This window comes from Nonomuraea sp. KM90 (assembly GCF_052246675.1).
Taxonomy (GTDB): Bacteria; Actinomycetota; Actinomycetes; order Streptosporangiales; family Streptosporangiaceae; genus Nonomuraea.
In genome coordinates this window covers 22397-42316 of the sequence record NZ_JBQQCB010000094.1, presented here as the reverse complement: position 1 = coordinate 42316, position 19920 = coordinate 22397, and the positions used below count along the sequence as shown (strand labels likewise).

General features: G+C 72.3%; 19 protein-coding genes and 1 pseudogene. 9 read left to right on the top strand and 11 right to left on the bottom strand.

Annotation, left to right across the window (positions count from 1 at the left end; translation table 11 throughout):
• Positions 1-355: pseudogene (locus ACTWPW_RS47585) on the bottom strand (acyl-CoA desaturase); the annotation flags it as partial.
• Positions 356-375: 20 nt separating this feature from the next.
• Positions 376-615, bottom strand: coding sequence for a UBP-type zinc finger domain-containing protein (locus ACTWPW_RS47580; protein ID WP_443172654.1), 240 nt, complete (start codon positions 613-615; stop codon positions 376-378).
• A 496-nt stretch (positions 616-1111) separates the two neighbouring features.
• On the opposite strand from ACTWPW_RS47580, the gene ACTWPW_RS47575 reads away from it, so the two are divergent.
• Entirely contained in the window at positions 1112-3103 is a 1992-nt protein-coding gene (locus ACTWPW_RS47575; protein ID WP_443172652.1) for a hypothetical protein, read from the top strand.
• A gap of 18 nt (positions 3104-3121) precedes the next feature.
• Here ACTWPW_RS47575 and ACTWPW_RS47570 read toward each other — a convergent pair whose 3' ends face one another.
• The gene (locus ACTWPW_RS47570) at positions 3122-3532 is read right to left on the bottom strand and encodes a hypothetical protein (protein ID WP_443172651.1); all 411 of its coding nucleotides are present in this window, start codon (positions 3530-3532) and stop codon (positions 3122-3124) included.
• Positions 3533-3657: 125 nt separating this feature from the next.
• Here ACTWPW_RS47570 and ACTWPW_RS47565 point away from each other — a divergent pair, with 125 nt between their 5' ends.
• Entirely contained in the window at positions 3658-3984 is a 327-nt protein-coding gene (locus tag ACTWPW_RS47565; RefSeq protein WP_443172650.1) for a hypothetical protein, read from the top strand.
• A 38-nt stretch (positions 3985-4022) separates the two neighbouring features.
• Here ACTWPW_RS47565 and ACTWPW_RS47560 read toward each other — a convergent pair whose 3' ends face one another.
• A complete protein-coding gene (locus ACTWPW_RS47560) occupies positions 4023-6527 on the bottom strand; it encodes an ATP-binding protein (protein WP_443172649.1) in 2505 nt (834 codons plus the stop codon).
• A gap of 153 nt (positions 6528-6680) precedes the next feature.
• Between ACTWPW_RS47560 and ACTWPW_RS47555 the strand changes: the two genes are divergently transcribed.
• From ACTWPW_RS47555 to ACTWPW_RS47545, 3 genes are all read left to right on the top strand, one after another.
• Positions 6681-7136, top strand: a complete 456-nt coding sequence (locus tag ACTWPW_RS47555; protein ID WP_443172648.1) for a carboxymuconolactone decarboxylase family protein — start codon at positions 6681-6683, stop codon at positions 7134-7136.
• Between the two features lie 49 nt (positions 7137-7185).
• Positions 7186-7662: an iron chaperone gene (locus tag ACTWPW_RS47550; RefSeq protein WP_443172647.1), complete on the top strand. Its 477-nt coding sequence runs from the start codon at positions 7186-7188 to the stop codon at positions 7660-7662.
• Positions 7663-7863: 201 nt separating this feature from the next.
• Entirely contained in the window at positions 7864-9321 is a 1458-nt protein-coding gene (locus ACTWPW_RS47545; RefSeq protein WP_443172646.1) for an MDR family MFS transporter, read from the top strand.
• A gap of 51 nt (positions 9322-9372) precedes the next feature.
• On the opposite strand, the gene ACTWPW_RS47540 is transcribed toward ACTWPW_RS47545, so the two are convergent.
• Positions 9373-9525 carry a hypothetical protein gene (locus ACTWPW_RS47540; RefSeq protein ID WP_443172645.1) on the bottom strand — a complete coding sequence of 51 codons (153 nt, stop codon included), beginning with the start codon at positions 9523-9525 and terminating at the stop codon, positions 9373-9375.
• A 3-nt stretch (positions 9526-9528) separates the two neighbouring features.
• On the opposite strand from ACTWPW_RS47540, the gene ACTWPW_RS47535 reads away from it, so the two are divergent.
• Positions 9529-9696 (top strand): hypothetical protein, encoded by a 168-nt coding sequence (locus ACTWPW_RS47535; protein ID WP_443172644.1) that lies wholly within the window; start codon positions 9529-9531, stop codon positions 9694-9696.
• Between the two features lie 58 nt (positions 9697-9754).
• Here ACTWPW_RS47535 and ACTWPW_RS47530 read toward each other — a convergent pair whose 3' ends face one another.
• From ACTWPW_RS47530 to ACTWPW_RS47510, 5 genes are all read right to left on the bottom strand, one after another.
• Positions 9755-10477, bottom strand: a complete 723-nt coding sequence (locus tag ACTWPW_RS47530; RefSeq protein WP_443172643.1) for a DUF3027 domain-containing protein — start codon at positions 10475-10477, stop codon at positions 9755-9757.
• Positions 10465-11298 (bottom strand): carbohydrate deacetylase, encoded by an 834-nt coding sequence (locus ACTWPW_RS47525; RefSeq protein WP_443172642.1) that lies wholly within the window; start codon positions 11296-11298, stop codon positions 10465-10467. Before ACTWPW_RS47525 ends, ACTWPW_RS47530 begins: the two co-directional genes overlap by 13 nt.
• The gene (locus ACTWPW_RS47520; RefSeq protein WP_375114292.1) at positions 11295-12695 is read right to left on the bottom strand and encodes an MFS transporter; all 1401 of its coding nucleotides are present in this window, start codon (positions 12693-12695) and stop codon (positions 11295-11297) included. Before ACTWPW_RS47520 ends, ACTWPW_RS47525 begins: the two co-directional genes overlap by 4 nt.
• Before the next feature lie 268 nt (positions 12696-12963).
• Positions 12964-14100 carry an acyl-CoA dehydrogenase family protein gene (locus ACTWPW_RS47515; protein WP_375114294.1) on the bottom strand — a complete coding sequence of 379 codons (1137 nt, stop codon included), beginning with the start codon at positions 14098-14100 and terminating at the stop codon, positions 12964-12966.
• Positions 14097-15887: an AMP-dependent synthetase/ligase gene (locus ACTWPW_RS47510; RefSeq protein WP_443172641.1), complete on the bottom strand. Its 1791-nt coding sequence runs from the start codon at positions 15885-15887 to the stop codon at positions 14097-14099. The genes ACTWPW_RS47515 and ACTWPW_RS47510 overlap by 4 nt, the downstream gene beginning before the upstream one ends.
• Before the next feature lie 175 nt (positions 15888-16062).
• Here ACTWPW_RS47510 and ACTWPW_RS47505 point away from each other — a divergent pair, with 175 nt between their 5' ends.
• The gene (locus tag ACTWPW_RS47505; protein WP_443172640.1) at positions 16063-17271 is read left to right on the top strand and encodes a TetR/AcrR family transcriptional regulator; all 1209 of its coding nucleotides are present in this window, start codon (positions 16063-16065) and stop codon (positions 17269-17271) included.
• Positions 17272-17389: 118 nt separating this feature from the next.
• On the opposite strand, the gene ACTWPW_RS47500 is transcribed toward ACTWPW_RS47505, so the two are convergent.
• A complete protein-coding gene (locus ACTWPW_RS47500) occupies positions 17390-18112 on the bottom strand; it encodes a GntR family transcriptional regulator (RefSeq protein WP_375114297.1) in 723 nt (240 codons plus the stop codon).
• Positions 18113-18280: 168 nt separating this feature from the next.
• Between ACTWPW_RS47500 and ACTWPW_RS47495 the strand changes: the two genes are divergently transcribed.
• Positions 18281-18934 (top strand): N-acetylmannosamine-6-phosphate 2-epimerase, encoded by a 654-nt coding sequence (locus tag ACTWPW_RS47495; RefSeq protein WP_443172639.1) that lies wholly within the window; start codon positions 18281-18283, stop codon positions 18932-18934.
• Positions 18931-19878 carry an ROK family protein gene (locus ACTWPW_RS47490; RefSeq protein WP_443172638.1) on the top strand — a complete coding sequence of 316 codons (948 nt, stop codon included), beginning with the start codon at positions 18931-18933 and terminating at the stop codon, positions 19876-19878. Before ACTWPW_RS47495 ends, ACTWPW_RS47490 begins: the two co-directional genes overlap by 4 nt.
• Positions 19879-19920: the final 42 nt, after the last annotated feature.

Here is a 19920-nt window from a genome sequence, read left to right as displayed (position 1 = left end):
CCACCCAGTCGATCACGTTCCCCTGGAAGCCCATCGACCCGGCGACCGCCAGCGTCACGCGCAACCACGGCCGCGCGGTGAAGGAGGCATGGGTGAGCAGCCGATGGAACCCGACCGTCACCCCCAGGCCGGTCACCACGTACAGGATCGCGGCCACGAGCAGATCGGTGAGCGCGACTCCCCGCCCCCACGCCAGGACGATCACCAGGCCGAGGGCGACGAACGGCAGCACGACGATCGCGGCCGTCAGCGCCACCTGTGGTCGGGAAGCGGGATCGTGCTCTTCCGCTCCGGGGAACGGTGCGGAGCCGTCGTAGTCCTGACGGCGCTCCACCGCTGGTTCGGTGATAGCCATGAAGTCTCTTTCGTCTCGTTTCATACGTTTCGTCGGTGCACGTAGCAATAGCGCCAGGTCGACCCCGGCTCCAGGGATGCGACCACGGGGTGGTCGGTCTCCTCGTAGTGGGCGCGGGCGTGGCCGCCACCCCGCGCGTCATCGGAACAGGCCACCCAGCCGCAGCTCAGGCACACCAGCAACCGCGTCCAGGCATGGTCGGCGACCGGGCACGCCTGGCATTCGCGTTTCGCGGATTCCGCGACCGGAAGCGCGTTCATGTGATCACAGCGCGGTGCCTGACCGTTCAGGCCCGCCCGCGCCGCTACTTTCGTTCCCTCCGCGTCCAGGGGCATCGCGACCGCCTCACGGTGACAGACGGCGCACAATGCGCCGGCTGTTCACTCACCAGTCAATGGGGGCGGCCGTTCAGCGGAAACGTGCAATCCCAGCAAAGCCCATCATCAGGAGAGATAGCAGGCGCTGACGTGCTCGGGGACCTTGGGGCCGTGAGCGGTCGGGCGGGCGCGTCGCGCAGCCGCTCCACGCGGATCCCGCGCGACAGCGGCTCCGACACGGCCGCCGCGGCCAGCGTGGTCAGCAACGTGGTCTTGCCGGAACCCGAGGGGCCCATGAGCGCCACTCGCGCGGCTCCCTCTGCGTCGTGCCCGAAAGGTTATAAGGCGAGTGTCGCCGGCTCACCTGTGGGAGGGTTGGTGCCACGTAGTCGTACGGCCCGGCCCAGGCCACCGTCCAGGGTCGAGGGAGGAGCGACGCGTGGCCCATCCGACGGTTCCCTGGCATCCCGACCTGGCCGGGATCGACCCTGATCGCATGGACACGTTCGTCACCGCCATGGACCGAGCCTGCGGGATCGTCGCCGAACAGACCCAGGCGATCAGGGCGGAGCTGACGCGCGTGGGCGCGGGCACGCTGACGTTGACCCCGTTCGTGGAGATCGAAGGCTGGGTCCGGGGGCAGGTGCCGGCGTTACGGGCGCGCAACGCCGTCATCCGCAGGCGCGTCCCCGGCTGGGCGCCGGGCATCGTGACGTACGACGAGGCCGCGATGCCGTTCGCCACGCCGGAGCAGTCCCGGCGCGAAGGCGCGGCCATGGGCGCGCTCTTCCGGCAGTACGCCCTGGAGGCCGAACGCGGCATGAGCAGCCCGCGGCCGAACGACGCCGCCCAGCGCTTCAAGGAGCTGATGGAGCGGGTGCTGGCACACAAGGACGACCCCGACTTCGCCGCGGCCTTCTTCGGCGAGCTCGGGACAGCGGGAACCGTGGCCCTGCCCAAGAACATCCTCGACCTGTTCGGGCCGGCCGCGACCGGCATCCCCGTGGGACCCGAGGAGAAGAAGATCCTCGGCGACTTCAGCCGCCTGTTCGCCGCCGCCACCACCGCCGCCCCTCCCGACCCGCGCTTCCCCAAGATCATGAGCGACATCGAGCGGGGCGGGGAGGGCATCGACGCCGACTCGCTGTCCTGGCTCGTCAGCGAAGGCGCCTTCCCCACGCAGTGGCTCACCGCCGTGGCCCGCCGCCACCTGCAGCCCACCCCGACCGGCCGCGTGGACACCACCGGCCGCTTCCTCAGCGCCCTGTCCCGCAACCCCACGGCGGCCCGGGCCTCGGTGCCGGATCTCGCGCGGCTGAGCACGCACGTGTCGCGCGACCCGGCCGCCAGCGACGCGTTCGGCCGCATGCTGGCGGCGGCGTCGGGCGTGTACGACGAGAAGGACGGGGCGCACAGCGAGAACGCGGCCAGGTTCGCGTTCCAGGTGATCACGCAGGGGCCGGGACTGCTGAAGCACGACGCGATGCGGAAACACTTCGCCGAGATCGCCGGCGCGTACGCCACGGAGTTCGCCGCGAGCGCGATACTTCTGGATCCCGACTCGGTGCTGCCGAGCCGGTTGGGCGGCTTCGACGACAAGCTCGTCGGGACGACCCCGATGTTCCGCCTGTCCCTGACGGACAGCTATCGGTTCATGAAGACCTTCACGGACACCGATGCCCACATGGAGCCGTTCAACAAGAGCATGGCGGCTCTCACACAGCGGCTCTTCGAGCAGGGCGTGCGAGCGGACCGGCATCTGCTGGCCTTCCCTCCTCCGGATCGGCGGCAGCAGCAGACGGCGGTCGAGCAGGTCTTCGCCCGGCTGGGCACGGTCGCGGGTATCCAGTTCGCCGCGATGAAGGCCGTCCGGGGCACCGCGGACCTCAAGGACAAGGAGGACGTCGAACGCTTCGGCCAGGTCCTGGACAAGGGGATGGACGCGGGGATGTTGTTCCTTCCCACCGCCGGCGGGCTACCCGCGGCGGCGGGCTGGATGTTCCTCAGCTGGGGGCTCAAGGACGGCATCGCAGCCGCGATGGAGCCGGACCTCCGGATGCCGGACGTCAACAACAAAGAGCTGGAGCACTCGCGCAGGGTCCTTCATGACATCGCCTCCGGCCTCATAGCGCACGGCTACACCTCGAAGGATCCTCCTGTCGGGTTCAAACCACCGACCGACCCGCTCATCGTGGATGAGCAGGGACGGCTACGGCCGTACTCGGAGATCAGTGCGGACCCGCAGGCGACCAGGGCCTTCCTGACCTGGTTGAAGGAGAACGGCAGTGTCGACGGCGAGGCCGACCGCCGGATGCTGGGAACGGTGGCCGCTGCGGCGTCCGGGAGGTTCTCCGGAGATCAGGACAACGTGGAGAAGTACCTCGCCACGATCGATCCCGATCTGAAGACGGTTCTGAAGGGAGGAGACTGAAGGGTGATCAGGCGTGAGCTACCCGCGCGAGATGCAATCCGTCTCGCCCGCGGCCATGGCTTCGTGGTCGCTGGGCGTCTCCAGGGTGATGCTGGTGCGGGACGAGGCGAGCTTCAGCGTCGTCCTGGGCACACCCGGCTTGTAGGGGTCATGCACCTCGTAGCCCCACCTCGTGCCGAGCCTTCCGGCCATTTCGGCGATGAGGTTGTCGTCCGTTCTGTTGTACGTGGTCCTCACGGCGTACGTACGCTTGATCCCATCCGTCCCGCAGGGCACGTCCTTGCCGCCCGGATCGGTGACCACGATCTCCTCCGGACCCGTCTGCTCCATCATCTCGGTGATGTGCCGCTCAAGGGTCTGACCGGCCTGTTCCACCGTCGGGCCGGGGTCGGGCGTCGAGCAGCCGGCCAGGACAGCGAGCAGCGCCACGGCAGTCGCACCACGCCACACCGGTGTCATCGGCATCGTCTCCGTTCCGAACGTCGGGCCAGCCGCTCCCATACTCCTCCACCCCACCTCAGGCGTACCCGTAACGTCGAGATGGGTTGGCTGCGATGACCGAGATGCCGGTGGACAATCCCCGCTACGAGGCGCTGCGGCAGGCGCTGGCCAAGGTGGAGCAGCACGTCGCCAGGCTCGGGGCGGCGCTGGACGAGCCGTTCGCCCTCTTCTCCGGCGACACCGTGTGGATCGGGCCCGTCGCCAGGAGGTTCGGGGAGGACCTGAGTCATTACAGGAAGCGGCTCAAGCAGCAGGCCGAGACGGTGCTGGCCGAGCTGGAGGCGGAGCTCCGGCGGACGCCGCCGAAGGTGTCCCCGGCCGTCGCGCGGCAGGAGAGCGCGCGGCTGAGCGGGGAGCCCCGGACGTTCACCGCCTTCTAGGGGCTGGACGGCCGGTCCGGCGTCAGGCTGGTCCGGCGTCAGGCCGGTGCGAGGTCCTGGCGGATGGCCTGTGCCGCGGCCCGGTGGTCGGCGGCGGCGGCCGGGTCCGTCTCGTCGAGCACGGCGGCGATCCCCTCGTGGGCCAGCGCCTCCTTGTGCCGGTAGCCCAGCTTCGGGGCCAGCTCGAGCGCCTGACGGTGCAGGCGCAGGGCCTCGTCGGGCAGGCCGGCCAGCCGGCAGGTCTCGCCGTAGGCGTGCAGGAAGTGGATCTTCCAGTGTTCCTCGAACAGCTCGTCCAGGAGGGCGAACGCCTGCCGGTGGCTGGCCAGTGCCTCCTCGTGGCGGCCCGTCTCGCGCAGGGCGACGCCCAGGCAGTTGAGGCACCACGCCTCGTTGTGCTTGTGGCCGTCCTCGCGGGCGAGCTCCAGGGCATGGCGCAGGTGCTGCGCGGCCTCGTCGGGCTGCTCGTGGACGATGGCCATGCCGAGGGTGATCCGGGCCGTCAGCGCGGCCGGCCAGGCGGGGTCGGCGTGCGCCACGTCCAGCACCTCGCGGGCCAGCCGGGCCGCCTCCTCGTGCCGTCCCAGCTGCAGCATCGCCCAGGCCTCGTCCGCGGTCGCGTGGGCCGCGCCCTGCGGGCAGCCGGCGGCGGCGTACAGCTCGCCCGCCCGCCGGAAGAGCTCGAACGGCTCCTCGACGTCGCCCTCGTCCCATCTCAGGTGGCCGCGCCGCATGATCAGATCCGCCTCGGAGCGGGTGTCCCCGGCCTGGGAGACCAGCGGTGCCGCCGCCTCGTACGCGGCGCCGGCCTCCGCCATCCGGCCCGCGTTGTAGCGGGCGAAGCCCAGGTCGCTGTGCGCCTCGGCCAGTTGCCACGAATCGCCCAGCCGCTGCGCGGCCACCAGCGATCGTTCGAAGAGGACGTTGAGGTGCGTCGTGCCGCAGCGCCGCGCGAAGAACGCCCGCATGAAGCGCGGCAGCTCGCACGCGTGCGCGTCGGCTCCGGTGGCGACGGCCAGCTCGAAGGCGCCCATCAGGTTCGTGTACTCCGTGGCGAACCAGCCGAGTGCCGCGTGCTTGTCGGTGAACCGGGGCAGCTCGGCCGGGGGCCGGCCCGCGGAGGGCGCGCGGCTGCCCGACACGTACGGCATCGCGGCGTCGGCGGCGGCCGCCGCGTGCACGTAGTAGTCGAGCACCCGGCCCAGCGCCTGCGCCCGCTCCTCCGCGGAGTCCTGCTCCGCGGCGGCCCGGTGCGCGTACTGGTGCACCAGGTCGTGCAGCGTGTAGCGGCCGGCCGACGGCTGCTGGACGAGGTGGGCGTCGAGCAGGTCCTCCAGCATCGTCCGGGCGCCGCGCAGCGGCACGTCCGCCAGCGCCGCCGCCACGTACTCGTCGAAGGACGACCCGGACAGCAGGCCCAGCAACCGGAACATCCGGCGCTCGGCCCGGTCGAGCTGGCGTACGGACATGGCGAGCGCGCTGTCGAGCTCGCCGGCCCCCTCCGCGATCCGCTCGGCCAGGATGCCCACGGTCCAGCCCGGCCGGTGCCGCAGCCGGGCCCCTGCCAGGCGCAGCGCCAGCGGCAGGTGACCGCACAACCGCAACACCTCGGCCGCGGCCTGCGGGTCGCGGGCCAGCCGGCCGTCCGGACCGCTGGGGTCGCCGCTGGCGCGGGCCAGCAGCTCCGCGCTCTCCTCCGGGGTCAGCACGTCCAGTGACACCGGAGGCACCTCCTCCAGGCCCAGCAACCGGTTGCGGCTGGTGATCAGGGCGACGGAGGAGCCCGCGCCGGGCAGCAGCGGGCGGACCTGGTCGGCGCCGGCGGCATTGTCGAGGACCACGACGGCCCGCCGGCCGGCCAGCTCCGACCGCCAGCAGGCGGCCAGCGGCTCGACACCGCCCTCCTGCGGGATCTTCTCCGACGGGACGTCGAGCGCGGCGAGCAGTGCCCGCAGCGCGGGGTCGGGATCGAGCGGCTCGCGTCCCTCGGTGAACCCGTGCAGGTCCAGATAGAGCTGGGCGTCCGGGTATTCGGCAGCCAGCCGGTGCGCGGCGTGCACCGCCAGGCAGGTCTTGCCGACACCCGCCATGCCGTCGACGGCGACCACCCGGCTGCTGCCCACCGCGTCGAGGACGGCGGCGAGCTGGGCCGCGCGCCCGGTGAAGTCGGGCACGTCGCGCGGCAGGTCGTTGCGGGGCGGGAGCGGGGCGCCGGCGGGCGGCGACGGGGGCTGGACCTGGCGGCTCGCCTTCGGGGGCGCGGGCAGGGGGTTCGTCGCCCGGGCCCACAGGGGGCGCAGCGGGCGGGGGTCGCGCTTGACCAGGCGGCAGAGCTCGATCACCACGGGCCAGGGCGGCACCGACTGGCCGCTGAGGTAGCGCGACAGCGACGACGAGCTGAGGCCCGTGTCCCGCGCGAGGGCGCGCACGCCGCGCCCGGACAGCTCCTGGAGCAGGCGCAGCCTGGCGGCCAGCTCGTCCTGGGGGTCCGCCTTGGCCGTCCGCTGTTGCACCACCACCGGGGTCCTGCCTTTCTGTCCCATCGCGGAAGAAACCTATCGGGACAAATCGCTGCAGGCCAACGCCGTTCCAACTGTCCCACGCTGTCCCACCGCCGTCGTCATGGCAAGCCCGTCCGGCTGTGATGGAGTCACGCCCCGAGGGACGGGGCGGCGATTCGGAAGAGGAGCACCACGATGCAGTCCCGTATGCAGAACCCGGCCTTCGTCCTGCCCGACGCGATGCAGCCCATCCAGGAGCTGTTCAAGGCCGTGCACGCCGGTGGGGTGGACGGTCAGACGCTGGAGCTGGTGCACCTGCGGGTCAGCCAGATCAACGGCTGCACCTCCTGTGTCGACGCGGGCACCAAGACCGCCCGCAAGGCCGGCGTGAGCGACGAGCGGCTGGCCACGGTCGTCGCCTGGCGGGAGGCCCCGTACTTCACCGACGAGGAGCGGGCGGCGCTCGCGCTGGCCGAGGCCGCGACCCGGCTCGCCGACCGGGCGGACGCGGTGAGCGACGAGGTCTGGGACCGGGCCGCCACCTACTTCGACGAGAAGCAGCTGGCCGCGATCATCCTGATGATCGGCGTCACCAACCTGTTCAACCGGCTCAACGCCACCACCCGGCAGATCGCCGGCACGTGGGGCTGACCGCAACCGCTCGTCCCTACCAAGAATTCGCGGACAAGGAGATCTCACCATGAACGAAACGCGCAAGTCCACCAGGACGACCACCGCCGCCGGCAAGACGTTCGACGGGTTCACCGACGACGAGCGGGCCGCGATGAAGGAGCACGCCCAGGAGCTGAAGACGGCCGCGCGCCGCGGCTCCCGCGCGTCCGCCGCGGACGCGGAGCGCGACGTGCTCGCGAAGATCGCCGAGATGGCGGACGCGGACCGCGTCCTCGCGGAGCGGATCCATGCCATCGTCAAGGCCGCCGCGCCGGGCCTGTCGCCGAAGCTCTGGTACGGGATGCCCGCCTACGCCAAGGACGGCAAGGTGGTCTGCTTCTTCCAGAGCGCGGCGAAGTTCAAGGCGAGGTACGCGACCCTCGGCTTCAACGACCCCGCGTCCCTCGACGACGGCGCCATGTGGCCGACCGCCTTCGCGCTGACGGCGCTGACCCCCGACAGCGAGGCGATGATCGGCGCCCTCCTGAAGCGGGCGGCGAGCTGAGGGCGCCCGATCCGGGGATCGCCGTTCACTGCCAGGGGAAACCTGGTGACATTTCGCACCTCTTGCCGCAATGTTGGGCGGAGACGATGAGTTTTGTCGGTGGCGCCGGTCAGTCTGTGCATGACGACGACTTCCTGTGAGACCGAGGGCTGGGGTGCCAGCCATGACCGCCTTTCGCCCGACGACCCCGATAGAGGTGCCGTGTCCAGCCCACAGCTCGACTCACTAGCCAAGCCCGCGGCAGCCGCCGCGGGCCGCACACCGGCCGTGATCCGGCTGCTGGTGCTCGCCACGTTCGTGGTGATCCTCAACGAGACGATCATGATCAACGCGATCCCCCGGTTGATGGTGGCGCTGCACATCACCGAGCAGACCGCGCAGTGGCTGTCGACCGCGTTCATGCTGACCATGGCCGCGGTCATCCCGATCACCGGGTGGTTCCTGCAGCGGGTGTCCACCCGCCGGGCCTACACCACGGCGATGGGCCTGTTCCTGCTCGGCACGGCGCTGGCCATCGTCGCGCCGTCGTTCGAGGTGCTGCTGGGCGCCCGCATCATCCAGGCGTCCGGGACGGCCGTGATGATGCCGCTGCTGATGACCACGCTGATGCAGGTGGTGCCCGAGCAGGACCGGGGCCGGGTGATGGGCAACGTCACCCTGGCCATCTCGGTCGCGCCGGCGATGGGCCCGACGGTCTCAGGGGTGATCCTCCAGTTCGGGTCCTGGCGCCTGCTGTTCGCCGTGGTGCTCCCCATCGCCGCCCTGATCACCTGGAGCAGCCTGAAGCGGCTCGAGAACGTCGGCGAGCCCAAGTTCAGCAGCATCGACTGGTTCAGCGTGGCGACCGCCGCGGCCGGCTTCGGCGGCCTGATCTACGGGCTCAGCCGGTTCGAGGGCGGCGACGTCCGCGTCGCCGCCGCGATCGTGGCGGCCGGGGTGGTCACCATCGCCGTCTTCGTCCTGCGCCAGCTGTCGCTGCAGAAGCGCGGCGTGCCGCTGCTGGACCTGCGCACCCTGCTCCACCGCACCTACACGGTCGCGCTGATCATGATGTCGGTGGCCTTCATGGCGATGCTCGGCTCGATGATCCTGCTGCCGCTCTACCTGCAGAGCGTCCGCGGGCTCAGCGCTCTGGAGACCGGGCTCCTCGTGATGCCGGGCGGCCTGGCGATGGGATTGCTCGGCCCGACCGTCGGCCGCCTGTTCGACAAGTTCGGCGGCCGGGTGCTGGTCATCCCGGGCGCGATCGGCATCATGCTCGCGCTCGCCGGCTTCACCCAGGTCTCGATGACCATGCCCTACTGGCAGATCCTCGGCCTGCACGCGCTGCTGATGGTGAGCCTGGCCGGCACCTTCACCCCGGTGTTCACCCTCGGGCTCGGGGCCGTCCCCCCGCGGCTCTACTCCCACGGCAGCTCGATCCTGAGCACGCTGCAGCAGGTCGCCGCGGCCTTCGGCACCGCGCTCGTGGTCACGGTGATGAGCGCGCGAGCCGACGCCCTGAAGGCCGAAGGGGTCACCGAGGCGCTCGCCAACCTCGACGGCATGCGGCTGGCCTTCATCATCGGCGCGGTGCTGTCCGTGGCCGTGGTCATCACCGCCCTGCTCCTGCCGGCCCGCGCGGCCCAGACCGGCGAGCTCCAGGGGCCCGTGCACTGAGGTCGCGTCCCGCGTCCAACCCCTGGCCACCGGATTCCGGTGGTCTCGGGGTCAGCGGGTCAGGGCGGTCTCCCGCCGCAGGTGGGACAGCTCCTCGGGGTTGCGTACGGCGTAGAGCCCGGTGATGAGGCCGTTCTCGACACGCACCGCCGGGCCGCGCCGGCGCTCGCCGAGGAGGGCACCCGGCTCTCCGACGCCCACCACGGCGTGTCCGACGAGACCTGGGCCCGGGTGCGCGAGCACTACGACGGCGAGCAGGTCGTCGCGCTGGTCTGCCTGGTCGCCCAGATCAACGCGGCCAACCGGCTCGGCGTGATCGCGCGCAAGGCGGGCGGCTCCTACGAGGCCGGCACGTTCAGCGGCATGACCGACTGATCGCCGGGCGGGCCCCGGCCCAGAATCGCCGGATCCCGGGCCGGGCCGTAACCCGCGCTCACGAACCGCCCATCGCCTGCCTGCGCTCCGTGGCCATCCGCCTGATCCGTTTCGTACGCCCCGCCTGGGCGAGCAGGCCCAGCAGCGCGAGGTCCGAACTCGTCGCCGCCAGACGTCGCTGCGTCCAGTCCGACCACTCGCCCGGAACGCCGGCCGGCCCGGCCGCCAGGAGCTCGAGATCTCTCACGCGGGCCTCGGCGAGCTCCCGGTCCCGCCCCGGTGGTACGAGCCCGGCCCACTCCCGCCGCTCACCCGCGCCCACCGCCTCCAGCGCCCGCAGGATCACGGCCAGAGCCAGCTCCCGATCGGGCTCGTCGGCGAGTGCGTCGCGCAGCAGCGCCAGACCGCGCTCGTTCATGCTGTCCAGGGCCCGGAGGTACAGCGTCCACCGCCGATGAGCCTCCTGCTCCGCCGGCGTGGACCAGGCTCCCGACTCCTGGAACGCCGCACACCCGTCATGCTCGAAACGGACGCGCCCGTCGAAGGGTGCCGCCGGATTCGCGCACGCGCCGTAGTCCCTGCCCATCTCCCCGGCCAGCGGCAACCAGAACCGGCAGCCACCGCACTGCTCGGAGTACCACTCCTCCTGATAGCCGGGATCCTCGGTACGCCGGTGGCGTTCCACGACCCACCGCTCGTGGATCGCGGAACGCTCGGCTTCGCCCGGTTGCCTGTCTCGGTACGGCCGCGGGGCCGCCGGCTCATGGGTCAGGAGGCCCACCAGCCTCCCACGACCTCGACGCCCTCGCTCTGCAGGGCGGCGTGCCACACCGGGTCGCGCAGCAGGCGCGTCTCCCAGGTCCGTACGATGCCGTCCGGTCCCGCGACCGCGTCCTCGCGGGACGGGTGCAGGAACAGCTCGCTCGTACCCTCCGGGAGGGCCGCGAGCCGGCGGAGGTAGTCGTCCCGGAGTCGCTCGTACGTACCGAGCTCGCGTGCCGTGCGCCGGTTGGTCGCGATCGTCTGCGGGATGGACACGCCCAGCGCGTCGGCGAGCGCGACGGCGCGCTCGTGCGCCGCCGCGAGCGGCGGCGGGAGCGGACCGCCGAAGTACGGCTCCGGGTCGCGGGGCAGCCGGAAGGCCAGGCCGTGGCGCGCGCACCACTGCAGCGCCTCGGCCAGCCACGACCTGCCGTGCAGGCCGTAGAGGGTGCCGGCATGGGAGTCGGCCGCCACGGGCACGGGGCCCCGGTCGCGCATCCAGTGCAGCTGCGCGTCCGCCTCCCGGATGACGTCGCGGGCCTCGCCGCGGGCCCCGAGGACCAGCGGGTCGTCGCTGAGCGTCCCGTCCTGATCGACGAGGCTCGCCGCGCCGTCGAGGGGCCGCCAGCGCGGGATCCCGCGCTCGCTCGTGAGCGTCACGTGCACCCGCGGCACGACGCCGAGCTCCCAGACCCGCTTCGCGGCCCGCTCCGCGACCGGCGAGACGCAGATGAGCGTCGTCGCGGAGACGTGCCCCTCTGCGAGCAGGTCGGCGATGACCTCCGACGAACCGGGCTCCCGGCCGAGATCGTCCGCCGTGATCACGACGCGCCGGGTCATCGGGGACGCTCCGCGGTGGGCGCGTCAGCGGGGCCCGGGGGCGGCGGTTCGACCGGCTCGACCGGCTCGGCCGCCTCGGGCGGCGTCTCGATCGGGACCGAGATGAGCCGCGCCGCGATCGCGCCGATCGTGGTCAGCACGAACGGGTACGCGCACAGGTACACCCGGAACGCCAGCCCGGGATCGGCGCCGGGGTCGGCCCCCGAGTTGTAGCCGAAGAACACGCCCAGCGACGTGAGCGCGAGCCCGGTCACGATCCCGTTGAGCCGGCCGAAGAAGCCGAACGCGGACAGGAAGAGCCCTTCGCGGTGCTCCCCGTTGCGCGCGGCGTCGGCGTCCAGCACACGGGCGACGATGAGGTCGTTCGTCGCGAGCATCCCCGACCACCCGACCCCGACGAGCACGCCGGCGGCGATGGCGGTGACGAGGTCGGTGGCGAGGAACAGGCCCGCGAAACTGATCGCGAGGACCGCGAAGGCCAGCCGCCAGGTCCACAGGGCGCCACGGCGGGCGACGACGCGCGTCCACACCGCGAGGCCGCCCGCCGAGACGAGGATGACGATCCCCTGCAGGTAGAGCGCGTCCCCGACCGGGAGGCCGAGCGAGTAGCGGACGTACAGCTGGATGCCCGAGAGCACCAGCGCCATGGCTATGCCGTAGCAGGCGCCGGTGAGGCCGACCGTCCAGAACATCGGGTTGCGCACGATCGACCACAGGCTTGGCAGCAGCAGCGGCCGCTCGCGCGTGGAGTAGCGGGGGCTCTCCCGGGCGCCGAGCGCCATGAACACGATCACGACGAGCGCGATCGCGCCATAGATGATCGCGGTGGTCTGGAAGCCCTGGGTGGAGTTCTCGGTGCCGAACACGCTCGTCGTGAGCAGCGGGGTGACCGCGAGCGAGATCACCAGCGCCACCAGCTGGAATCCCTGGCGCAGGCTGTTGGCCACGGCGCGGTCGCGCTCGCGCGGGAACAGCTCGGGGAGCAGCGCGCCGTAGTTCGCGTTGAGCATCGAGTCGAAGGCCTCGCACAGGATCGCGAACACCGCGAACCAGAGCACGAGGCCGAGGCCCTCCAGGGTGGCCGGCGCGGAGAAGAACGCGATCATGCAGGCCGCGAGCAACGGCGCGCCGACGATCAGCCACGGCCGGCGCCGGCCGAACCGGGTCCGGGTGCGGTCGGAGAGGTGGCCGAGCACCGGGTTGTCGATCGCGTCGATGACCGCGTAGATCACCATGACCGCGCCGTAGGCGCGCACGTCGAGCCCGAGAATGTCGACGTAGTAGAGGATCATCGATCCCTTGATCATGTTGATCGGGATGGAGGTGCCGAACATTCCGATGGCGTAGCGCCACGCGGGGGTCCGCGCCGGGGCGGGGGCCGTACCGGGCTGGGACACGCGATCACCTTCTCTTGCCGATGCCGACGCCGATGCCGATGCCGACGCCGTGCCGGTTGCCGGTACCGGCCCGGATGCCGGTACCGGCCCCGATGCCGACGCCGCGCGGCGTCACCCTCGCACCCGAAGGAGAACAGCGGGTGAAGCGGAGTCGTGCCGCGCGGGACGTCCGCTGCCGGTCCGGTTGCGGTGATGCTGGTCCACCGATCCCGGGCACGTCAAGACAGTAGGTGCGCCCGACCCCACCCGTCCCGGCGAGCCGGCGCGGTCAGAGTCCGTAGGACCTGCCGATGATGTCGCGCTGGATCTCGCTCGTGCCGCCGTACACGGTGGACACCACCGTGGAGCGCAGCAGGCGTTCCATGCCGTACTCCGTCGCGTAGCCGTAGCCGCCCATCATCTGCATGCCGTCCAGCGCCATGGCCTTGGCGAACTCGGTCGCCTTCAGCTTGGCCATCGACGCCTCGCGCGGCAGCTGCCGGGCCGGGTCCGCCTCGATCCGCCGCGCCACGTCGTGCACCAGCAGCCGGGTGCACTCCAGCTCCGTGGCGTGGTCGGCGAGGCGGTGCCGCAGCGCCTGGAAGCTGCCGACCGGGCGGCCGAACTGCCGGCGCTCCCGTACGTACGACACCGTGTCGTCGAACGCCCTGCGCGCGGTGCCGAGCATCAGACCGGCGAGGATCATCCGCTCCAGGTTCAGCCCCGCCATCAGCTGGCGCCAGGCCCGGTCGACCTGCCCGACCACCGCGTCGCCGGGCAGGAAGCAGTCGGTGAAGTACAGGTCGTTGACCTCGCGGCCGCCCATCGTCTCGATGCCGCGCACCACGAGCCCGTCGATCCCGGCCGGCACCGAGAACATGGTGAGCCCGTCGTGCCGGTCATCGGACTGGGACGTGCGGGCGACGAGCAGGATGTGGTCGGCGATGTGCGCATTGGAGCACCAGGTCTTCTGGCCGTTGATCAGCCACCCGCCGTCCCGCCGCTCGGCCTTGCAGGTCAGCGCGGCGACGTCCGAGCCGGCACCGGGCTCGGACATCGACACCGCCAGCACCCTGCCGCTCAGGAAGTCGCCGAGCACGCGGCGTTTCTGCTCCTCGCTGCCGAACTTCTCGTAGGAGGCGGCGGTGATCGCGGACGTGGCGAACCCGCCGATCGGCACCTGCCAGTAGGAGGTCGTCTCCAGGAACAGGATCAGGTCGACCATGCTCTGACCGGCGCCGCCGTACGCCTCCGGCACGGCGACCCCGAGCCAGCCGAGCTCGGCCATCTTCCGGTACAGCTCGGCGTTGTGCGGCTCGACGCCCCCGTCGGTCAGCTTGAGCCACTGCTCGCGCGTGCCCGCCTCGCGCCGGCAGAAGTCCTCGATCGCGGCCACGAAGTCGCGCCGCTCATCGGTCAAGGTCACGAAGACGTACCTTCCGCGTAGAGTTCCTCGGTCACCCCGGCGTAGCGTCGCTCGATCACGCGCCGCCGCAGCTTCAGCGACGGGGTGAGCTCCCCGCTCGCCGGGCTCCAGGCGTGGTCGAGCACGCGGAACGCCTTCACCTGCTCCGGCCGCGACAACGCCTCGTTGGCCCGCTGGACGGCCGCGGCCAGCTCGGCGCGCACGCGTGGCTCCGCCGCCAGCTCCTTCAGCTCCACCGCGGCCAGGCCCTGGGCCGCGGCCCAGGCGGGCGCGACCTCCTCGTCCAGCACCAGCAGCGCCGTCAGGTACGGGCGGCGGTCACCCACCACGACCGCGTAGCCGATCAGCGGGTGCGCCCGCAGCAGCGACTCGACCGCGCTGGGTGCGACGTTCTTGCCGCTCGAGGTGATGATCATTTCCTTCTTGCGGTCGACGATCCGCAGCAGCCCGTCGTCGTCGAACCTGCCGATGTCGCCGGTCGGCAGCCACCCGTCCGCGTCCACGACCGCCCGGACCCCACCGTCCGGCTGGAGGTAACCCTGGAACACCAAGGGTCCGCGCACCTGGATCTCGCCGTCCCCGGCGAGCCGGACCTCCATCCCCGGCATGGGCAGGCCGACCGTCCCGGCCCGGTAGTGGCCGGGGAACGTGCTGGTGGCCGCGCCGGTGGTCTCGCTGAGGCCCCAGACCTCCATGATCGTCATACCGAGGCTGCCGAAGAACTCCAGCACCGCGGCCGGGACGGGCGCGGCGCCGCTGCCCAGCCGGGCGGCTTCGGCGAGCCCGATCCGCTCCCGCAGCGGGCGCAGCACGGTCCGGTCCGCGCGCTCCACCGCCTCGGCGAGCCCGGCCGGGAGCGGGTCACCGGTGGCACGGATGCGGTACGCCTCGGCCGCGACCTCCCGCGCCCGCTCGACGGCGGCACGGCGGTCACCGTCCAGACCGGACAGCACCTGCTGTAACCCGGCCGCGAACTTCTCCCACACCCGTGGCACGCCGAAGAACGCCTGCGGCAGCACCCTGGTCAGCGTGGCGAGCAGCCGGGTCGGGTCGGCGCAGATCGTCACATGGCCGGCGGTGTAGAGCGGCAGATAGATGCCGAGCACCCGCTCGGCGATGTGCGCGAGCGGCAGGTACGCGACCGTCCTGGGGTGTGCGGGGGCGGGCTGGACCAGCTCCTGGAGCGCGCACTGGTAGAGCACGTTGCGGTGCGACAGCACCACGCCCTTCGGATCGCCGGTCGTGCCCGAGGTGTAGATCAACGTCACGGGGTCGTCCTGGCCGGCCTCGGCGACCGGCCCGACCTGCCCCGCCGCCCGCAGGTCGGCGTAGCGCGTGTGCTCGCCGGCCGCGTCGTCGATCACGACGACGCCCTTCAGCCCGGGCATCCCGGCCAGCGCGCCCGCCCAGCGCGCCAGCTCGGCGGGGCCCTCCAGCACCACCACGGTCGCCGCGCTGTGCAGGGCGACCTGCCGGAGCTGCTCGGGGCTCAACGTCGCGTACGTCGTGCACGGGATCGCGCCCAGCTCGACCGCGGCGAGGTCGACGACCCAGTGCTCCGGCCGGCTGGACATGCCGATGAGCATCCGCTCGCCGCGCCGGAGGCCCAGCGCCCGCAGGCCGCCCGCCACGGACAGCACCTCGTCGTACAGCTCGCGCCAGGTCCAGGTGCGGCCGTCGGGTCCGGTCAGGGCGGGCAGGTGGCCGTACCGGCCGGCGTTGCGCCGCAGCAGCCCTGGCACGGTGTGCGCCCCCACCGCGGCGCGCACGTCCTCCACTGTGATCATCCATCGCTCCCTCCGCCGGGCCCCGAGCGCATCCATCAGAACCCGAACATCGTTCTACTGTCAACACATCCGAATGACCACTTACTTACTCTGTTGTTCCCCCAGGCAGTCACCGTTATAGCCACGGCATGAGATGACGATTCCGGAGTCACCTGGCGACCGTTACACTCGGCGCATGCCGACAAGCCCGCCCCGGCGGTCGAAGGATCGCCAGGAGGCGATCGCCCTCGTCGCCGCGGAGCTGTTCTGCGCCCGCGGCTTCCACAATGTCGCCATCGAGGACATCGCCCAGGCGGTCGGCATCACCGGCCCGGCGATCTACCGGCACTTCCCGACCAAGCAGGCCGTGCTCGCCGCGGCCGTGCGGGAGCTGGGCAGCCGCTTCGCGGAGTGCGTGCACGCCGGCGCGCGGGAGGCCGTCCCCTCCGACCGCCTGCCCGCCGCGTTGCGGGCGCTGGTGCGCTACGCGCTCGACAGGCGCACCGTGGCCCGGCTCTACCAGTGGGAGGGCCGCTGCCTCGACGCCGGGCAACGGGCGGAGCTGGCCGTGCCGTTCGACGCCGCCGTACGCATGCTCCGCCAGCTGCTGCTGGACCTGCGGCCCGGGCTCGGCGAGCAGGACGCCGCGTTACTGGTCTCCGCGGCGCTGAGCGCGATCGCGAGCCCGTCCACCCATCGCGCGAGCCTGTCCAGGAGCAAGGCCGAACGCACGATCCTCGACTGCGTCACCACCGTGATCGCCGTGCACCCGCCCGCGCCGCCGCCGCGGCGGACGTCCTCGGGGCGTCGCCGGCCCGACCGGCTCGATCTGCTGCCGCGCCGCGAGCGGCTGCTCGCCGAGGCGATCCGGCTCTTCCACGAACGCGGCTACCACCAGGTGAGCATCTCCGACATCGGGCAGGCCGCCGGGATCAACGCCTCCAGCGTCTACACGCACTTCGCGAGCAAGGCCGAGTTGCTGGCCGCCGCCTACTACCGGGCCACCAGCCGCGTGGAGCACACCACGGCGGCGGCGCTGGCCGACGCGAGCACGCCGGCGCAGGCCCTGAGCCGGCTGATCGACGCGTATGTCGAGATCACGTTCGACCAGGCCGACCTGGCGGCCGTCTACGTCTCGGAGAGCGAGAACCTGGCCCCGGCCGACCTGCGGCGGCTGCGGGCCGCGCAGCGGCGGCACGTCGACACCTGGATCGGCCTGGTGGCCGAGTCGCGTCCGGGGGAAGGGCCGGCCGAGCTCCGCTTCCGGACGCACGCGGCCCTGAACATCGTGACCGACCTCGCCCGCGCCGCCGGTCCGTCGGTGACCGAGGCGAGAACGGCCGCCCTGCTCCGCCCGATGCTGGGCCTGCCCGATCGCACCGAGCGGTCCGCCGCTCCAGCGTGAAGGCGCGGCTCCAGGGGAGCCTGACGTCGCGAATCGTCCAGTCCGGGGCGAACCCATGCGGGATGGGCGCACGCCTCTCGCGAGCAGCGACCGCGTCGGCCCCGGTGCCGCGTGGGGCCTACTGGGGGTCGCGGTAGATGGTGAGCCGGTAGGAGTAGCGATCTCCCCGGTAGAGCGAGTCGGCGCGCTCGACGGCCCGGCCGCGGACGTCGAAGCCGACGCGCCGCACGAGGAACGCCGGGGAGAACGGCGGCGCGCCGAGGGCCCGCGCGTCGTCCGGGTCGAGTACGGTCGCCTTGATGGTCTGCTCCGCCCGGTGCAGGGTTAGCCCGTAGCGGGCCGACAACACCTCGTACAGCGAGCCGTGCAGCTCCGGCCCGAGGTCGTCGGGCACGAGCTCGCCGGGCAGGTAGCTGTGCTCCAGGCACATGGGCTCGTCGTCGGCGGTGCGGATCCGGCGGATGTGCACGACCTGCGAGGACGGGCTGACCTGCAAGGCGTAGCCGATGTCGGCGCCCGCCGGGATGCGCTCGCAGGTGACCTCGAGCGAGCCGGGACGCAACCCGCGCGAGCGCATGTCCTCGCTGAAGGACGTCAGCTCGACGGACTTGCGGACGCGCGGCTCGCTCACGAACGTGCCGGAGCCCTGGACCCGGTAGACCCGGCCCTCCCGCTCGAGCTGGTCGATGACCCGCCGCACGGTGAGCCTGCTCACGGAGAACTCCTCGGCCAGGCCGCGCTCGGTGGGCAACCGGTCGTGCGGGGACAGCGCGTCCACCAGGAGATCCGCCAGGTGCCGGCGGAGCTCCTCGGACCTGGCCGGGGGGCGTTCCGTCTTCATGGCTCAGGAGTCTAACCCGGAATTGGTGTACTCCAATACCTTGACCCCGACTCCTGATTTGCCCTATACCAGTCACATCCATCCCCGCACTCACGATGAGGATCAGGTGGACGTTGCCAAAAAGGGCATGCCCATAGCCGTCGGGGGCATCTCCACGGGGGCACTCCGATGAAGCAGTTGCGCGGCGGCCTGATCGTCTCCTGCCAGGCGCCGGGCGGGCACCCGTTACGCGATCCGGACGTGATCGCCCGCCTGGCCGAGTGCGCCGTGCTCGGCGGGGCGGCCGGGCTGCGGGTCAACTCGGCCGAGGACATCGCCGCCGTGCGCCGCCGTACGGACGTGCCGGTGATCGGCCTGCACAAGGTCAGCCATGGGCACCGGGACGTGATCACACCCACGCCGGAGCTGGCGGCGGGGCTGGTCGAGGCCGGCGCGGACGCGATCGCCGTGGATCTCACGCCGGAGGCCCCCAGGCCGGGGCTGAAGCTGATCGAGCACATCCACGAGCTGGGCCGGCCCGTCATGGGGGACGTCTCGACCCTCGACGAGGGCCTGGCCGCCTGGGAGGCGGGCGCGGACTTCGTCGGCACCACGCTGTCCGGCTACACCGCGCGCCAGTTGCCCACCCCGCACGACCCCGACCTGCACCTGGTCGGCGCGCTCGCCGCGCGCGGGGTGCGGGTGATCGCCGAGGGCCGCTACCGCACCGAGGACCACGTACGGCAGGCGTTCGCGGCGGGCGCGTGGGCCGTGGTGGTCGGCGGCGCGATCACCGATCCCGTCTCCATCACCCGGCGGCTGGCCGCCGCCGCACCGCGATGACGCCGCTCGCGCTGGCCGTCGACATCGGCGGTACGAAGATCGCGGCCGGGCTCGTGGCACCGGACGGCACGCTCACCGAGCGGCGTAGAGCGGCCACTCCCCCGGGCCCGTCGATCCTCCGTGCCGTCTTCGAGCTCGCCCGGCCGCTGGCGAGCCGGGCGGTGGCCTGCGGGATCGGCACGGCCGGGACCGTCGGCCCGCTGGGGCGCATCGCGTACGCGACCGACCTGCTCACCGGCTGGGCGGGCACCGACGTCAAGGGCGAGGCCGAGCGCGTGTTGCGGCTCCCGACGGTCGTGCTGAACGACTGCCATGCCGCCGGCGCCGCCGAGGCACGGGTCGGCGCGGCCCGCGGCGCGCGCACGGCGCTGGTCGTCGCCATCGGCACGGGCATCGGCGGGGCGATCTGCGTCGGCGGCCGGGTGCGGACCGGAGCGACGGGGACCGTGGGCGGCATCGGCCACCTGCCCGCCCCGACGGACGCGGGCGCGCGCTGCTCGTGCGGGGCGCTCGACCACATCGAGGCGCACGCCTCCGGACCGGCGATCGAGCGCGCCCACCTGGCGGCGACCGGGCAGGCGCTGCCGCTGGCCGAGATCGGCCGGCTCGGCTCCCACGTGATCAGCGACGCGGCGGCGCTCATGGGCCGGGTGCTCGCCGGCGCGGCCAACCTGATCGCCCCCGACGCGATCGTCGTCGCGGGCGGGGTGTCGCTGCTCGGACCGGCGCTGCTGGAGCCCATGACGGCCGCCTACCGCGCCGAGGCCCTGCCGGGCCCCTCCGCCGCGCCGCTGCTCCCGGCCGCGCTCGGCGAGGACGCCGGGCTGGTCGGCGCGGGCCTGGAGGCCCTGGCCCACCTCGGCCCCGAACCACCGTCGCCTCTCGTCGAGGGAGGTGTTCCGGTCCGCGGGATTGATCAAGGGGGTGTTCCGGGCGCATGCTGAACCGCACCTCACTCTAGAAACCACCCGATCTGGGAGCCTCTG

What these genes read in the sequence shown, in the direction of transcription:
- ACTWPW_RS47565 (WP_443172650.1), top strand. Translation starts at nt 3,658, where the DNA reads ATGACCGAGATGCCGGTGGACAATCCCCGCTACGAGGCGCTGCGGCAG.
- ACTWPW_RS47495 (WP_443172639.1), top strand. Translation starts at nt 18,281, where the DNA reads ATGAAGCAGTTGCGCGGCGGCCTGATCGTCTCCTGCCAGGCGCCGGGC.
- ACTWPW_RS47525 (WP_443172642.1), bottom strand. Translation starts at nt 11,298, where the DNA reads ATGACCCGGCGCGTCGTGATCACGGCGGACGATCTCGGCCGGGAGCCC.
- ACTWPW_RS47560 (WP_443172649.1), bottom strand. Translation starts at nt 6,527, where the DNA reads ATGGGACAGAAAGGCAGGACCCCGGTGGTGGTGCAACAGCGGACGGCC.
- ACTWPW_RS47500 (WP_375114297.1), bottom strand. Translation starts at nt 18,112, where the DNA reads ATGAAGACGGAACGCCCCCCGGCCAGGTCCGAGGAGCTCCGCCGGCAC.
- ACTWPW_RS47510 (WP_443172641.1), bottom strand. Translation starts at nt 15,887, where the DNA reads ATGATCACAGTGGAGGACGTGCGCGCCGCGGTGGGGGCGCACACCGTG.
- ACTWPW_RS47555 (WP_443172648.1), top strand. Translation starts at nt 6,681, where the DNA reads ATGCAGTCCCGTATGCAGAACCCGGCCTTCGTCCTGCCCGACGCGATG.
- ACTWPW_RS47490 (WP_443172638.1), top strand. Translation starts at nt 18,931, where the DNA reads ATGACGCCGCTCGCGCTGGCCGTCGACATCGGCGGTACGAAGATCGCG.
- ACTWPW_RS47550 (WP_443172647.1), top strand. Translation starts at nt 7,186, where the DNA reads ATGAACGAAACGCGCAAGTCCACCAGGACGACCACCGCCGCCGGCAAG.
- ACTWPW_RS47580 (WP_443172654.1), bottom strand. Translation starts at nt 615, where the DNA reads ATGAACGCGCTTCCGGTCGCGGAATCCGCGAAACGCGAATGCCAGGCG.
- ACTWPW_RS47505 (WP_443172640.1), top strand. Translation starts at nt 16,063, where the DNA reads ATGCCGACAAGCCCGCCCCGGCGGTCGAAGGATCGCCAGGAGGCGATC.